The organism is Seohaeicola sp. (genome assembly GCF_048006315.1).
In the GTDB taxonomy this organism is placed as follows: Bacteria; Pseudomonadota; Alphaproteobacteria; order Rhodobacterales; family Rhodobacteraceae; genus Seohaeicola.
Genome location: NZ_CP180350.1, coordinates 1 through 13,776, shown reverse-complemented (window position 1 = coordinate 13,776; position 13,776 = coordinate 1). Strand labels below are relative to the sequence as shown.

General features: G+C 61.6%; 18 protein-coding genes. 5 read left to right on the top strand and 13 right to left on the bottom strand.

The window, feature by feature from the left end; all coding sequences use genetic code 11:
- Window positions 1–250: 250 nt before the first annotated feature.
- The 13 genes from ACMUJL_RS00090 to ACMUJL_RS00030 form a co-directional block, all read right to left on the bottom strand.
- The gene (locus ACMUJL_RS00090; RefSeq protein ID WP_416914060.1) at window positions 251–2,521 is read right to left on the bottom strand and encodes a PriCT-2 domain-containing protein; all 2,271 of its coding nucleotides are present in this window, start codon (window positions 2,519–2,521) and stop codon (window positions 251–253) included.
- Window positions 2,521–2,745, bottom strand: a complete 225-nt coding sequence (locus ACMUJL_RS00085) for a DUF6511 domain-containing protein (RefSeq protein WP_375571288.1) — start codon at window positions 2,743–2,745, stop codon at window positions 2,521–2,523. The genes ACMUJL_RS00090 and ACMUJL_RS00085 overlap by 1 nt, the downstream gene beginning before the upstream one ends.
- Window positions 2,742–4,478, bottom strand: coding sequence for a DEAD/DEAH box helicase (locus tag ACMUJL_RS00080; protein ID WP_375571290.1), 1,737 nt, complete (start codon window positions 4,476–4,478; stop codon window positions 2,742–2,744). The genes ACMUJL_RS00085 and ACMUJL_RS00080 overlap by 4 nt, the downstream gene beginning before the upstream one ends.
- On the bottom strand, window positions 4,472–5,416 hold the full coding sequence (locus tag ACMUJL_RS00075) for a hypothetical protein (RefSeq protein ID WP_375571292.1): 945 nt from the start codon (window positions 5,414–5,416) through the stop codon (window positions 4,472–4,474). The genes ACMUJL_RS00080 and ACMUJL_RS00075 overlap by 7 nt, the downstream gene beginning before the upstream one ends.
- A complete protein-coding gene (locus ACMUJL_RS00070; RefSeq protein WP_375571294.1) occupies window positions 5,416–5,778 on the bottom strand; it encodes a hypothetical protein in 363 nt (120 codons plus the stop codon). Before ACMUJL_RS00070 ends, ACMUJL_RS00075 begins: the two co-directional genes overlap by 1 nt.
- Before the next feature lie 65 nt (window positions 5,779–5,843).
- A complete protein-coding gene (locus tag ACMUJL_RS00065; protein ID WP_375571296.1) occupies window positions 5,844–6,341 on the bottom strand; it encodes a DUF669 domain-containing protein in 498 nt (165 codons plus the stop codon).
- A 21-nt stretch (window positions 6,342–6,362) separates the two neighbouring features.
- Window positions 6,363–7,109: an ATP-binding protein gene (locus tag ACMUJL_RS00060; RefSeq protein WP_375571298.1), complete on the bottom strand. Its 747-nt coding sequence runs from the start codon at window positions 7,107–7,109 to the stop codon at window positions 6,363–6,365.
- On the bottom strand, window positions 7,109–7,606 hold the full coding sequence (locus tag ACMUJL_RS00055) for a hypothetical protein (protein ID WP_416914059.1): 498 nt from the start codon (window positions 7,604–7,606) through the stop codon (window positions 7,109–7,111). The genes ACMUJL_RS00060 and ACMUJL_RS00055 overlap by 1 nt, the downstream gene beginning before the upstream one ends.
- Window positions 7,599–8,375, bottom strand: coding sequence for a hypothetical protein (locus tag ACMUJL_RS00050; RefSeq protein ID WP_375571302.1), 777 nt, complete (start codon window positions 8,373–8,375; stop codon window positions 7,599–7,601). Before ACMUJL_RS00050 ends, ACMUJL_RS00055 begins: the two co-directional genes overlap by 8 nt.
- Window positions 8,372–8,860, bottom strand: coding sequence for a hypothetical protein (locus ACMUJL_RS00045; RefSeq protein WP_375571304.1), 489 nt, complete (start codon window positions 8,858–8,860; stop codon window positions 8,372–8,374). The genes ACMUJL_RS00050 and ACMUJL_RS00045 overlap by 4 nt, the downstream gene beginning before the upstream one ends.
- Before the next feature lie 22 nt (window positions 8,861–8,882).
- On the bottom strand, window positions 8,883–9,188 hold the full coding sequence (locus ACMUJL_RS00040; protein ID WP_375571306.1) for a hypothetical protein: 306 nt from the start codon (window positions 9,186–9,188) through the stop codon (window positions 8,883–8,885).
- Complete coding sequence (locus tag ACMUJL_RS00035; RefSeq protein WP_375571308.1) at window positions 9,188–9,397, bottom strand: helix-turn-helix transcriptional regulator; 210 nt, start codon at window positions 9,395–9,397, stop codon at window positions 9,188–9,190. Before ACMUJL_RS00035 ends, ACMUJL_RS00040 begins: the two co-directional genes overlap by 1 nt.
- A gap of 198 nt (window positions 9,398–9,595) precedes the next feature.
- Window positions 9,596–10,279 carry a hypothetical protein gene (locus tag ACMUJL_RS00030; protein WP_375571310.1) on the bottom strand — a complete coding sequence of 228 codons (684 nt, stop codon included), beginning with the start codon at window positions 10,277–10,279 and terminating at the stop codon, window positions 9,596–9,598.
- 108 nt (window positions 10,280–10,387) lie between these two features.
- Here ACMUJL_RS00030 and ACMUJL_RS00025 point away from each other — a divergent pair, with 108 nt between their 5' ends.
- The 5 genes from ACMUJL_RS00025 to ACMUJL_RS00005 all read left to right on the top strand — a co-directional run.
- Window positions 10,388–11,065, top strand: coding sequence for an XRE family transcriptional regulator (locus ACMUJL_RS00025; protein ID WP_375571312.1), 678 nt, complete (start codon window positions 10,388–10,390; stop codon window positions 11,063–11,065).
- A complete protein-coding gene (locus tag ACMUJL_RS00020; RefSeq protein WP_416914058.1) occupies window positions 11,016–11,798 on the top strand; it encodes a hypothetical protein in 783 nt (260 codons plus the stop codon). Before ACMUJL_RS00025 ends, ACMUJL_RS00020 begins: the two co-directional genes overlap by 50 nt.
- Window positions 11,799–11,924: 126 nt before the next feature.
- Entirely contained in the window at window positions 11,925–12,173 is a 249-nt protein-coding gene (locus ACMUJL_RS00015; RefSeq protein ID WP_375571316.1) for a hypothetical protein, read from the top strand.
- Between the two features lie 46 nt (window positions 12,174–12,219).
- Window positions 12,220–12,657, top strand: coding sequence for a DUF2924 domain-containing protein (locus ACMUJL_RS00010; protein ID WP_375571318.1), 438 nt, complete (start codon window positions 12,220–12,222; stop codon window positions 12,655–12,657).
- Window positions 12,658–12,662: 5 nt separating this feature from the next.
- On the top strand, window positions 12,663–13,776 hold a 1,114-nt coding region (locus ACMUJL_RS00005; RefSeq protein WP_416914432.1), incomplete at its 3' end, for a recombinase family protein.

Genomic DNA, 13,776 nt, shown 5'->3' with positions numbered 1-13,776 from the left:
GGGGCATCTTGAAAGAAGTTAGCCCCTAAGGTGTTGATCCCTATATATAATATAACTTCTTTCAATATTTCAATTATTTCATGAGGTACCTCATCCTTATTTACACCGCGCGCGCGAGGATACACATATACAGGGATCCTCTTGAAAGATTGAAAGAAGTGAAGGAAGTCAAAATACCCATTTCTTACAGGCACTTGGACCCAAACTTCTTTCAATTGAAGAAACCGCCGGTTTGAAGGAAGTCCCCGGATCACGCCAGAAGCCGGTAAACCATGGCCCGCCGCCCGCCGGTATCCCGCATGCCAGTGGTGATGTCCCCGCTCTCGATCAGGGTGAGCAGGATCTCATCGCGGTCACGGGATTTCAGCCACTGCGAGGCCCGAGTGATCTCGGACTTGGTGATGCCCTTGGCACCCGAGCCTCGGATGATTTCCTTCAACCGCTTCAGGTGTGCCTCGGTCTCGGTGTCCGCGACATGCCGCTCCACCGCCTCCATCGTGCGCTGCGCGTAGTGCCGTACGAAGGTTATGGCCCATTCCGCAGCAGTGATCTCGATTTCAGGCTGAGCAGGATCACGCCCCACCGCCACGATGAGGGCAAGCTTCAGGGCGTTTTCCCCGATACGGGCGAGGATGGCTGTGAACGCCGTGCCAGCGGCAGCGCGCAATTCCTCCGTCAGATCGATGCTGAGCTGGCGGAACCGGGCGCGCGCCTCCTCGGTCATGTGCACGATCATCGGGTTCACGGCGGTGTTTTGATCGGCGGTCTTGCCCGCGAGATTGCCCTTTTGTGTGCCCCCACCCGATGCAATGAGCTGAAGCCCGTTGATCAGCGCGGGCGGGGCCTGCCGGATGCCCACGGCGATGTTTTCATCGGGGTAGTCCTCATCGCTCGGCAGGATCAGGAAACGGGCCAGTGATCCATCGACCACGTTCGCCCCTTGCAGCGCCCCCCAAAAGTGCAAGGGCGTCGTCGTACCATAGACGCAGAGGCAGGGCTGATTGATATCGCGCCGTTCGTTGGTTCCATCCCGGTTAGCGTATTCCGCCCCGAGGAAAATCCCGCCCGCCGAGGTATAGAGCTCGGTCATGTTGTCGAGGATCTCGGTGATGTGGCGCGGGCTGCGCTTGCGGTCCGCCGCCGCCGACAGAAACATGCCGAACTCGTCGATCTGGAACAGGATCGCGGGCTGGCGGTGCAGCGCGGTCAAAAGCCCCGCGCCGGAGGCAATCTTGTTGCCGCCGAGGTGATGCGCGAGCCCGGCTTCGAAGAAGGTTTCGTTGATGATTTCTCGGGCGTGGTTCTTGCCTGATCCACTATCCGCGATGCCAACGACATAAAGGTTCGAGCGCAGGTTGCTCTCGGTGCGGTAGTTCCGACCCATCAGCGCGCCAATGGCGCAGAGGCTGGCCCCGAGCGAAAGAAGCGGCTGCGGCCGCCGGGCGGTGGTCAGCATGTAGTCGGTCAGATCGCCCACCAGCCCGTCAGGGATGGCCAGAGCATACGCAGGTGCTGGCGCGGACACTGCTGGGGCAACCGTCGCGACATCAAGCCTCGCTAGTAAACCGGCCGCCGGATGGTCTCCACCATCGGGCAGGCTGCCGTCCAGGCGAAGGTCAGGCTCAGGCTGCCAGCCGCGCTCCATGGCGAGATGGTAGATCGTGCCAGCCCCGATCCGGTCGGGCTTGAAGCTGGCCCAGGCCTTCATCGTGGTCGCGGGCACATCCTTGGCCGCCTGCGCTGACCAGTCAGCAAAGAGATCAGCACCGGCCTCGCCGAGCGCGCCTTTGAGGGCCATGCCGACGCGCATCCAGCTGTCATAGTCGAGTTCGGCATTTGGCAGCCAGGCGAGCGCCGCCTCGATTGCTGGCAACGTACCGATTTGACTGTGGCTGCGCGCGATGTCACCGGCTGGTGCACTGGACGCCAGCCCCCGCTGACGCAGCGTTTCCGGCAGCAGCGCATAGGCCTCGTCAAGAAACGCCACCGCGGCCTCGGTCGTGATTTCCGGCAGATCGGTGATGTCGATGTCCGCCAGCCCGTCCTCAGGCCAGGCATAGGGTGCACCGGTGTCCGGATGATTGGCGTAAGCCACGAACTGTTGCCCGAGGCAGAGCACTTCCAGCGGATGGCGCTTGATGCCCCGGAATGGCTCTGCCGTGCGATAGACCAGCATCCGTTTCGGGGCCCGGCCGATGCGCAGGGCGGGCGTATCGCCAAGGCGGGCGCGCGCCAGCTGCTCGATCTGCAGTGCAAGATCAGCATCGTCTTTGATGTCGATATCGACCGCTGCGACAGCACCGCCCACGATCCCGACGCCGCAATCCGGCCAAGATGACCATGTGGCCACCTCGACCTCGGTCGTGCCGCGCTCGGCATGACGGTTCCATTCCGGATAATCCGCCCATGCCCCACGCTGGAAGCGGCCGGGCTTTTTCGTGCCCGGGCCGATGGGCAGGATGGCGTAGCCATTTGTGACGAGCCGTGCGCCGAAGCGCGCCATGAAGGATGTGTCAGCCATCAGAAGGGTACCTCGGGGGTCATGGCGTCGAGGCGTTTGCGGTCCTGGCCCGCCAGCTCGCGCAAGTGGTCGCAATATCCGGTGACGACCGCATCGATGAAACGGTCCCACTCGGTCTCGGTGAGGGTGGCGAGATCGGATTTCCCGATGCTTTCGAGATACTCGCCGCCTTGTTGGCCGCCGACGGTCATGGCCTCAGCCTCGTTCGGGGTTGGATCGATCATGCCCTTCCTCCCATGGCAGATGTCCTGGCAGGTCTGGCTGCAGAGGTGCTTGCGGCTGGTGTCGCGCCGCGGGTCGGTGAGCCGATAGTGGGGGTTGAACCAGCCAAACCCACGAGGTTGCCGGTGGCAGACGGCGCAGAGGCCGGTGTGGAGTGCGCGCATTGGTCAAACCTGTGGCCGGAAATTTCGACATAGCGGCCCGAGGGACGGATCGAGATTGCGCTGGGGCGAGCAAGACGCACGGCTTCCGCGATGGCCTGATCGACAGTGAGCGGCACCGGGCAGCCCGGGGCGCGCTTGCGCCACCACTCAGCCGCCTTCTGACGCGCATAGCCCTGGTGCTCGATACAGACCCATTCGCTGTAGGACTTCAGCCCGCAGCTGTAGGTGACCTTCATCGAGGGTAGCCCGCCAAGCTTGTCGTGGCGGCTGTAGGAGACGCCGTGCACGGGCAGCCATTGGATCTTCGGCGACAGGACTGGCAGCGTGGCCGCCGTCGGAGCGATCTTCACCTCGCGAGCCGGAAAGACGTAGCCGCAATCGGGGCATTCAGTTGCCGAGAGCGCGATGATGCTGTCGCATTCGGGGCAGAGCTTGGTCGGAGCCTCGCCACCACCGCCTTCACCCGGACGTTTCGGGCGCACCAGATCGATCGGCCCGTGGCGCCGGACATTGCCTGCAAAGTCGAGGACCAAACAGTTCTCCTTGCCCGGAGCGAGACGCGTACCGCGACCGACCATCTGCACATAGAGGCCTGCGGATTTGGTGGGGCGCAGGAGCGCGATCAGATCGACGGCGGGCGCGTTGAACCCGGTGGTCAGCACGCCCATCGAGGCCAGTGCGCGGATTTCGCCGCGCTTGAAGGCGGCAATGATCGCGTCCCGCTCCTCCTTCGGCGTATCCCCGAAGATTGTGCAGCAGGTGATCCCCTGGCGGCCGAACTCCTCGGCCACATGTCGCGCGTGCTCAACACCCGAACAGAAAGCCAGCCAGGATTTCCGGTCACGGCCGTGCGCGATGATCTCGCTGACCGCTGCCCGGGTGATGGCCTCCTTGTCGACCGCCGCTGCCAGATCGCGCTGGATGTAATCACCGGCGCGGGTGCCGACCTTCGAGACATCGAGCCGCGTGACGGGCTGTTTCGACACGAGCGGGCTGAGATAGCCAGTGTCGATCAGATCGCGCACCGGGGCCTCATAGGCGATATCGGTGAAGAGCGCGTTCTTACCTTCGTGCAACATGCCGCTGTCGACCCGGAATGGCGTGGCGGTCAGCCCGATGACCTTGAGTGCCGGATTGATGCGGGTCAGGCCGTCGAGGAAGCGCCGATACATGGTGCTGGAATTGCCGGGGATGAGGTGCGCCTCGTCGATCAGCACGAGATCCGTGTGCCCGATCTCAGCCGCGCGGCGGTGGATCGACTGGATGCCCGCGAAGAGGATGCGGGCCTGTGCCTCGCGCTTGCCCAAGCCCGCCGAATAGATGCCGGCCGGGGCCTCGGGCCAGAGGCCGATCATCTCAGCATGGTTCTGGGCGATCAACTCGCGGACATGGGTCACGATCAGGATGCGCTGGTCAGGCCAAGCTCTCAGCACGCCTTCGATGAAGGCGGCCATGACCAGGCTCTTGCCCCCGGCGGTCGGGATCACCACCAGCGGATTGCCTTTGTGGGATTGGAAATAGCTGTAGATCGCGGTGATCGCGGCCTGTTGATAGGGGCGCAGGGTCAGCATGGCGCGGCCTCCGTTGAGCGGGCGTCGTTTGCCCAGGTCGAGCCATCGGCCATGCGGTAGGTGACGACATCGTCGCCCGCATCGATGACCTCGCCTGGAACGAGATCGGGGATGAAAAGATGGCGGTTGCAGGCCGCACGCTGCTCGGCCGGCACCAGAATCCGGTCGTGACGGGCGCAGTGCCAGCCGCCGTCAACGGGCGTTGCATGCAAACATGACCGGCAGGTCACGGCCGCCCCACCACCCTCGTGGCAGGCGGTATGGTGATCGCAGAACCGGCATTCGAACCAGGCCGGGTCCTGGCTGATCCGCGCGGGCGGATGCTGGGCGAAGATGATGCGCCCGGCCTTTTCCAGAAGACGCTCGGCCATGGCGCGGTCCGCCTCGATGCGCTCGACATGCAGCGCGTCGGTGTCCTTGCAGACCGCGACGTAGAGGGCGCGCGTGATGCCCGTCAGGTGCATGTAGATCTGCATCTGCGCGGCATGCTGGGGCTTGGCCTGCACCACGCCTTTGGCGGTCAGCTCAGTGAAGCTCTTGACCCCATGGGTCTTGAACTCGAGCACATGCCAGGTCTTCGGGGCCTCGAGGATGCCGATGGCAACGCCGTCCAGCGAGCCGCCGAAATGGCCGCCATGGGCTTCGACGCGGAACTGGCGGCCCGTCTCCGGGTCGACCTCGAGCACCGTCGCGCCGGTGGCGCGCAGATTGCGCACGAGGCGGTCCTCTTCCAATTGACCAGTCTCGAAGAGGCGCAGCAGGCGGCCGGAATGGCGCGCGGGCGTGACCCAGCGGAAATCATACCAGAGCGCGCGGGCGCAGGATTTGCCGATGATCGAGGCGCCGAGGTGGTCGCGGAAACCGTCGCCCTGGCGGGCCTCATAATCGGCATAGATCGCCGTCAGCGTCGGCGTGGGGGCTTCGGGAAGCTCGGCCATCACAGACCCTCCCGTTCACTGCGTGCCTGAGCCTCGGCCAGAATGCCGCTCCAGGTCTCGGGGTCGTGGCGCTCACGCAGAACACCGATCAGCGCGTCCTTCAGCTTTTCGCGGCGGCGGCGACCGGTGCTTTTGGCCAGCAGTTCTGCCCGTTCGCGGCTCAGGTGTCTGAGCGCCGTGCGGGCCCGATGGAACCAGTCCGGGTCGATGGGCTTATGGCCGCGCTGCCGGCCCAGATCAGCCGTCGCGATTTGGGTGCGGATCTTGGCAATGGCGTCGTCGAGTTCGATCAACCGGCGCTGATCATCAGGCAAGCCGGGGCTGATCACGGCCACAGGGGCCGCGTTGTTCATGTCACTCATGGGAATGTCCTCAGATGGGGTTGGGCACCGCCCCGGCCGTCAACAGGTCAAGGCGGCGCAGCGCATCAGCCCTTCTTGTTCCAGGGAGCAGATGTCATCTTGGCCGGAGCCGCAGGTGTCGCGGACGCGGCGGGCGTCGGTTTGGCAGCACGGGCCGCTGCGCCATGTTCGGGCGGCAGATAGGCGATGGCATTGCTCTCGCCATAGCCATTCTTCGGCGGCTTGATCTTCACCTGGATCATCATCGGGATCAGGTGCAGTTCCTCGCTGTCGCTGACATGCATCCGGCCCGTCGCGTGACAGATCGCCGAGAGCGTGCGCTGCGCGATTTCCACGGTGGTCGGGTTCGGGTTCACCAGGTTCAGCTGGTCGAAGATCTTCCGCCCCTTGTGCTCGCCATCAAGGATATCGAGCATCAGCCAGAGGAACTGGCCCATGCCGTTGCGGGTGACGCGCATCTCGCTTTCGACGATCTGGGCGCGATATTTGCCGGCGGGCAGCAGTTCGTAGGCGGTGGTGGGCTCAACGCTGGTCGCGTCAAAGGACGTATCGAAACGTGCCATGGTCTTATCCTTTCAAGGCAATCATTCAGGTTGGGGCATGGCTGCGAGGAACTCTGACCACTCAAGTGGCAGGGTGTCCGGCAGGCCGTAGCGGTTCTTGGCGAGGAAGGCGGGGCGCTCTTCGGTGTGCATGACGCGCGCACCAGACCCGAGCGCCCGAGTCACCTTCTTGTTGAAGCCGACATCGGATTTCGCGACCGAGATCTGATAGTTGGCGAAGAGCACCACATCGGAATGCTCTTGCAGCAGCGCCGAGGCGCGGGTCTGCAGCTTGATCACGTAGCGGTCGTAGGGCTCGTGCTCGGGGCTATCAAAACGCTTGATGTCGGTATGGGCGATCTGGATGACCACCATGCCCTTCTGGTCACGAAGCGCATTGAGCTTGTCGAGATATTCGCGCCAAACATTCAGCGCCTCGGCATAGCCCTTGCCAAACCCCGGCGCCTCGATGGACGCCCATTTATTGCGCTGGCAGGCCTCCGCCCAGATCAGCGGCTCCAGCCAATCGACGCTGTCGATCACCACAGTGCCAAAATCATGGTCCTCGGTCAGGAGCGCATCAAGCGCTTCAGCAACTTCGGCATAGCTTGTCGCCAGCGGAAAATGTGGGACCTGCAGTTTGCCGAGCCCGTCCTCGGTCATGATGAACACAGGCCTATCCGCAGCGGCCGCGAAGGTGGATTTGCCAACCCCCGCCACACCATGGATCAAGATGCGCGGTGGCGTCAGCGCAGAGGTCGTGCGCAGGGAAGCGAGTGAAATCGCCATTAGAACTCTCCTATGTCAGGGTTGGGTTTGGAAATCGTCGCCAGGACGGGCGCGACTTCGCCGGTGACAGCCGCGTAGAGCGCATCAAGCCGGTCGGCTTCCGCAAGGCATTCAAGCCCCTTGCGCCGCATGAAGCGTCGCGCATCGTCGAGGAGATCGGGTTCAGCGATCAGGTCCGGGACCACGACGTATTCCTGAGCGCTTTCGACGAAGTAGGACTTCGATCGCAGGTCGCTGACGAGGGGCGCAAACGCATCGCAGCGGTCGGCGAAATCCGTCTGGCTCAGCCCGTCGTGGCGGTTGCGCAGGATCCGCTTCACCTCGGAAATGATCCCGATGCGCAGCATACGCATCGCGCCTTCCGCCCTTGCCTGCGAACAGGTCAACGGAAAGGCTTCGCCCATGATGTCGTCGGCTATTTTCGGGGCATTGTTGCCGAGCTGAGAGGCCACCTCCCAGACGCGTTCGGCAAAGGCTGCTGACTGGCTGTCAAGCATCGAACCACTCCTTGATGTTGGTGAAAGCTTTCGACCCGGCCGCGATGGCGGCGACGTCGAGATGGTGAAACTGGCTGTCGCGGGCCTCGCGCATCCCCGCTCGGGCAAGGGCCAAGTTCTCGTCCGTCGCCCATTCAGCGAAGGCACGGAACGTACCGGTGACATGCTGCCAGGCGGCCTGTTGGGGTGTCGGCGGGACATAAAGCGGGTTCCGGCGACTTGGTTTGCGCTCAGGGCGCATGCCGCGCATGGCGGCATCGACCACCATCTTGCGCAACACCGCCCGGTTTGGCTCCTCACCACGCTCGAGTTTCTCGTCGAGGGTTCGGCGTACGATGCCCGGGTCAGCCTCTTCCGCGTCGCGGATCAGTCGCGCATCGTGAATGGCTTTGCGTGAAAGGCCGATGTCTGCGGCGGAAGGAACGACCTCGTTCCCCTGCGAAACGAGGTCCGTTCGTACCCCGCTCTTGCCGACCTCACCTTGAGCCTGTGCCATGTCATATTCATCGGCGAGGCGGCGTTTGGCGGCGGCTTCGATTTCCAACGCATCAGCCTGGGCGCGATGGGCCGCCGCAATCAGATCATCATGCGCGGACTTGGCCCGACTGAGGCGCGCGGCACGCTTTGCGACATCGTAGGCAAGCCCTGCGGCCTCACGGGCTTCGAGGACTTCCGCCGAGGTCTTCGCATTCGAAAGCATGGTCGCGGCACGATCAATCAAACCGGGAAGGCTCGGGTCGCCCTGGGGGATGGGAAGAAGTGCCGTCACAACGCACCTCCGTTCAAAAGGAAACGGAACTTCGGCTTGCCGGTGCGGACCGTGCGCGCGGGCTCAAACCCCTTGCGCCAACTTTCGGGCAAAGCGCCGAATTTGCGCTCGGACACCGACAGCTTGGTATCGATGAACTCGGCCGGGTCTTCGCCAGCGGATGCGATATTTGCAGCGATCTGGGCGAGCTTGGCCTGATCCCAGACGATGCGCTTAGGGAGTTCGGCGATCACGGTGACGCCGTCATCCTCGAACCGGATGGTGCCCGTGTCCTTGCCTTCGTGACCGCGACACTCAGAGGCTCGGGCCGCATAGCGGACCTCAAGGGCCAGAGCGAACCGCTCGATTACCGCCTTCATGTGGTCGGTGGCGACATCGATTTCCGCTTGGACAGCTGCAAGGAGGTTTGGTGGCATGAGAGCCAGTTCTGTGACCGGCAAATTGAGCATGTCATCCACGCTCGGGGTGTTTTCGGGGAAAGCCATAGGGGCTCCTTTCAAAACGAAATCAGTGGGCTGCGATCAGCCGTTCAGGGATGGACGGTGTGGGAGGTTTCGGCCGGGCGATGGCGCGGTATTCAAAGAGATCCGGGCCAAGGCGTTCCTGGACGAGATGCACCAGCTGTTGCTCGGAGGCGCGCCAGGCGGCATCCGCGATGCCGCGCAACGTGGCCTGCTGAGAGGGTGTCAGGCGCGACATGAGCGAGCCGGTATCAACGGCCAAAAACCCACGGTGGTAGCTGACACTTGCACCTGCGTCTGCGAGCGAGACCCAAGCGTAAAAGCCAATATCATCGCGGATCTGCAACGCCATCACGACACCTTTGCGCTTTGGGAGGCATTGCCTCGGCGCAATGCCGCAGCCTCAAAGGTCATGATGTCCTCGAGCCGGTAGATGACCCGCCCGCCGAGTTTGAGATAATCGGGGCCTTCGCCGGTCCAGCGCCACCTCTCAAGTGTGCGGTGAGAGATCGCCCAGCGTCGGGCCAACTCCTTTTGGGTGAGGCAGAGTTTTGACTGCATCCTTGTCTCCTGTCTTGGTTACCAGGAGACAATGCAAAACGCCGGCGTGGGATGTCGTCGGGATCGGAGTGGGATACAGTGCCGGATGAAATTTTTGAAGAATATCAGCACACTGAAACGCTCTGGGGGATGGGCATCCGGCACCCATCCCCCAGCAGATCCCACACCCATCCCACGGCAGGCACGGTTGCGCGGTCTTTAATCGAAGCGCAAACGGTAGTTCCCGCGCCCATCGGACTGAATCAATTCGCGCCACTCGGGCTTTGACTTGAAGACATCGACCATTTTCAGGCTGCGCGATCCTGCAGCCGTCAGAAGGGTTTTTCCGTTCTGCCAAGGCTGACCCGCTTCGGCTGCGGCATGAAGCACCCGCACGACGTCGGCCTGGATGGCACCCAGTTGAAAGCAAAAGCCGCGGCTGCGCACTTCGCGGTAGCCGACGGTGTAGATGAACCCTTGCTCTGGAGTTTGTCCGTCGCCCATGTGAAATCCTGATTTGATTTCATAGCGATCGCGCTCATGGCGTCGCATCAAAAGATCACCAATAACAACATATTGCGGCGCATGTACCTCCGGAAACGCCGCGTAACCGCAGCGATCATGGCGAAACTCATTCAGATGAGCCTCCCCACAGCGGAAGAGATGGAACACATCGCAGGCATGTAGATCGAGAAGGCCGCTGAACACCCGTTCTTCATAGGGCACCCGGAACCGCACCCCATCGATGTCAGCATCATAGTCGCCAAACTCTAGGAGTTGATTGAAGACCCGAATGGACAGGCGGACGTGGTTGTTTTCTGCGAGGTAGATCAGGTCGTCTTCCTCAATAGACCAGCGCCGAAGGATCTCTGACAGCGAATAATACTCCTTCTCAATCCGCATGACTGCCTCCGACTCTCACCCCGCATGTTCCATTATTGTTCTATCGTCTTGACGATCCCATAGCAATCATGTCTTATCCTATTATATCCACAACCGGATGGGGATAAGATGACCTCGCATCATAGTTTGGCCGACCGACTGCAGGCGCGTGCGGACCAGCTTGGGCTCAGCCCCGCGCATGTTGCGGAGATGGCCAGGGTCAATCGGTCTTTCGTGTACGACATCCTGCGAGGCCGCTCATCTCGGCCGGGCCTAGATCGATTGATGGAGGTCGCGCGCGTCCTCAAGGTCGAAGTAGATTGGCTGATCCACGGCATTGGTGATATCGAGGGGCCATCCCCTTTCTTGGAAAACCCCGACGAAAGCTTCGTGCCGATCGCGCAAGCCCCCGTGCGGCCCTCAATGGGCGGCGGGTCCGTGGCACTTGAGATCTATGACGAACCAGGTCGTGCTTACCACTTCCGGAAGTCTTGGATCAAACAAGGTCTAAAGGCATCGCCCTCCCAACTCCGGATCATGAAGGTCGAGGGCGACAGCATGGAACCCACGCTCTTTGATGGTGACACCGTGCTCGTTGACATGGACCGTAAGGCCCCGAACCCACCTGGGATCTTTGTTCTGGATGATGGCATGGGCTTGGTAGCGAAGCGCCTGCAACATGTCCCGAACAGCGATCCGCCTGCCGTCCGCGTGATCTCGGACAACAAGCACTATCCGGAGTACGAGCGCACGGCAGATGAAATCGTCATCATTGGCCGCATTCGTTGGTTTGCGCGGGAGATTTGAGGTGATTGAATTCTGTTCCCTTGCTGATGACGAGCCAACCCTCAGCTATTCGCCATTGCTCAGAGGCTTTCTAAAAACCTTCGCCTATGTTGCTGAACACGGCGGCATCGGCCTCACGGCCTCCAAAGGCTTCAAGCGCAACTTCGTGCATTGGGCGGCGCGGGAGTTCAACTGGCACGGCCATACCGAGGCGGACCTCTTTGCCGTGAACAAAGTCCTGAACGAGCAGGATTTCATGCCGCTCAGCGATATCCACTTCTTGCTGACGACCCTCAAGATGGGGCGGCACTACAAGGGGCAGTTCAAACTAACCAAGGCAGGCACGGAAGTCAGCCGGCATCCTGGGCAACTCTTCGGGATCATTACACCATTTTATCTCTTTGAGGTGAACCACACCGGATACACGCGTTTCAGCGATGGACCTCTTCTTGGCAACTGGGACATGTTTTTGAACATTCTGAATGTCGAGGCCGAGGACGGCATTACAGGTGCGGATCTGCGCCATACCCTTTACGGCCCACCCGACCACAGCCCGTTACCCCGCTACGATGACGTGCTTGGCAGCTTGTACCTCAACATACTTCGGCCGCTTTGTTGGGTTGGCTTGCTTCACATGAACCGCGTCAAAGGGTTTCAAAGCACCGAGCGCAGCGTTTTCACCAAAACTCCGCTTTGGAAAGCCGCACTCAAACTCGAGACTGATCCACTGGTGAAACCTGCCACACGTCATTGATTGCGCCAAGCCGCAAACCCTAACACGTACTCTCGAGCCCGCAGGCCTTCACCAACCGATTGTTTCGGCTTGATTATTGGGTTCTGTTGGGACTCAAGTGGGTTCACCAACCCGAAAGGCGCTCCCATGCTTGATGAACGTGAAACCCCGATTTCGGGGCCCAATCCCCTATGCCCTGAGCGCATGTCGGCCGACGCGCGCCTCGCCGAGATCGGGCGCATCCTGGCCGCAGGTGTCGTTCGGCTGAACGCCACGAAGTCCAGCGGTTTATCTGCCGAGAACGGAGACAGTTTCGTGGACTTCTCTCCCCGAAAGAGCGGTGGTCGTCGTGCAAAACGTATCCGCATCGGAGGAATTCATGAAGCATCACAATAGGATAACGCCAACGCAGCCAGGTCATGATCAAAGCCTAGACCAGACAGTGCTGTCGCGCCTGGCCGCCATGAAGGCAATGTCTGTCAAGGAGTTGAAAGCCGAATGGGAGAAGCTCCTCGGCACCTCGGCGCCGAACAACAGCCGCGCGTTTCTTGAACTGCGGATCGCCTATCGGCTTCAGGAATTAACCTACGGCGGCCCGGACCGTGAGACACGCCGCATGCTGGATCTTTTGGCCGATGAGGTCGAAGGCCACGCCCGGCGCAAACACCAGATCGCTGATCCCCGCAATCCCGTGACGGGCACGAAGCTGCTGCGCGAATGGGACGGCGTCGAGCACACCGTTACCGTTCTGAAAGATGGCTTCGATTGGCAGGGTCGGAAGTTCAAATCTCTCTCCGCCGTCGCCCGCGAAATCACTGGCACCCGTTGGAACGGGTACCGCTTCTTCGGCCTGCGCGAGCGCAAGCGGGAGGAGGCATGATGCAGATGGAAACCCGCCCGAACCGCCGCCTGCGCTGCGCCATCTACACCCGCAAGTCGAGCGAAGAAGGGCTCGACATGGAATTCAACAGCCTCGATGCGCAGCGGGAGGCCTGCGAAGCCTATATCGCAAGCCAGAAATCTGAAGGCTGGGTTGCCACGCGCGAACGCTACGACGACGGCGGGTTTTCTGGTGGCACTCTCGAGCGCCCGGGGCTCAAGCAGTTGCTGGCCGATATCGACGATGGTCTGATCGATGTCGTCGTCGTCTACAAGATCGACCGACTGTCGCGCTCGTTGATGGATTTCTCCAAGCTGGTCGAAGTATTCGACCGCAACGGGGTCACCTTCGTCTCGGTGACGCAATCTTTCAACACCACCACATCCATGGGGCGGTTAACGCTGAACATCCTGCTGTCGTTTGCCCAGTTCGAGCGCGAGGTCATCGGCGAACGCATCCGTGATAAGGTAGCAGCCTCCCGCAAGCGCGGCATCTGGATGGGAGGGTATGTGCCCCTCGGCTATGATGTGCAGGATCGCAAGCTGGTGGTAAACGAGGTCGAGGCCGCCTCTGTGCGCGGGATCTTCCAGCGGTTTATCGAATTGGGTTCCGCGACCGTTCTGGCCCGCGAGTTGCGAAGCGATGGGTTCCGAAACAAACAGGGCACGCTGATCGATAAGGGCTACCTGTACCGCCTTCTGAACAACCGGGTGTATCGGGGCGAGGCTCTGCACAAGGGCAAGGCCTATCCCGGTGAACATGACGCCATCATCGACGCGGACCTCTGGGATCGCGTGCATGCCATCCTGCAGGAAAGCCCCCGCAAGCGAGCGAACAACAGCCGGGCGCAAACTCCTGCTCTCTTGAAGGGGCTGATCTTCAGCGAAAATGGCGCGGCCATGACGCCGACCAGTACGAAAAAGGGGGCGAAGCTTTACCGCTACTACGTCTCCATGGACGTGATCCGGAATCGCGAGACTGGCGAGGAGACTGCTCCGATGCGGCTAGCCGCCGGAATGGTCGAGGACGCGGTCGTGACCGAAGTTCGGCGCATCCTGCAAACGCCAGAGGTTGTCACGCAGGTGCTGGCTGCCCTGAAACGCGACGGCGGCGGAGTGG

Bases quoted from the DNA above. Each gene is read 5' to 3' on its own strand.
- ACMUJL_RS00090 (WP_416914060.1), bottom strand. From the start codon at position 2,521: ATGGCTGACACATCCTTCATGGCGCGCTTCGGCGCACGGCTCGTCACA.
- ACMUJL_RS00085 (WP_375571288.1), bottom strand. From the start codon at position 2,745: ATGATCGATCCAACCCCGAACGAGGCTGAGGCCATGACCGTCGGCGGC.
- ACMUJL_RS00080 (WP_375571290.1), bottom strand. From the start codon at position 4,478: ATGCTGACCCTGCGCCCCTATCAACAGGCCGCGATCACCGCGATCTAC.
- ACMUJL_RS00075 (WP_375571292.1), bottom strand. From the start codon at position 5,416: ATGGCCGAGCTTCCCGAAGCCCCCACGCCGACGCTGACGGCGATCTAT.
- ACMUJL_RS00070 (WP_375571294.1), bottom strand. From the start codon at position 5,778: ATGAGTGACATGAACAACGCGGCCCCTGTGGCCGTGATCAGCCCCGGC.
- ACMUJL_RS00065 (WP_375571296.1), bottom strand. From the start codon at position 6,341: ATGGCACGTTTCGATACGTCCTTTGACGCGACCAGCGTTGAGCCCACC.
- ACMUJL_RS00060 (WP_375571298.1), bottom strand. From the start codon at position 7,109: ATGGCGATTTCACTCGCTTCCCTGCGCACGACCTCTGCGCTGACGCCA.
- ACMUJL_RS00055 (WP_416914059.1), bottom strand. From the start codon at position 7,606: ATGCTTGACAGCCAGTCAGCAGCCTTTGCCGAACGCGTCTGGGAGGTG.
- ACMUJL_RS00045 (WP_375571304.1), bottom strand. From the start codon at position 8,860: ATGGCTTTCCCCGAAAACACCCCGAGCGTGGATGACATGCTCAATTTG.
- ACMUJL_RS00040 (WP_375571306.1), bottom strand. From the start codon at position 9,188: ATGGCGTTGCAGATCCGCGATGATATTGGCTTTTACGCTTGGGTCTCG.
- ACMUJL_RS00035 (WP_375571308.1), bottom strand. From the start codon at position 9,397: ATGCAGTCAAAACTCTGCCTCACCCAAAAGGAGTTGGCCCGACGCTGG.
- ACMUJL_RS00030 (WP_375571310.1), bottom strand. From the start codon at position 10,279: ATGCGGATTGAGAAGGAGTATTATTCGCTGTCAGAGATCCTTCGGCGC.
- ACMUJL_RS00025 (WP_375571312.1), top strand. From the start codon at position 10,388: ATGACCTCGCATCATAGTTTGGCCGACCGACTGCAGGCGCGTGCGGAC.
- ACMUJL_RS00020 (WP_416914058.1), top strand. From the start codon at position 11,016: ATGAAATCGTCATCATTGGCCGCATTCGTTGGTTTGCGCGGGAGATTT.
- ACMUJL_RS00015 (WP_375571316.1), top strand. From the start codon at position 11,925: ATGCTTGATGAACGTGAAACCCCGATTTCGGGGCCCAATCCCCTATGC.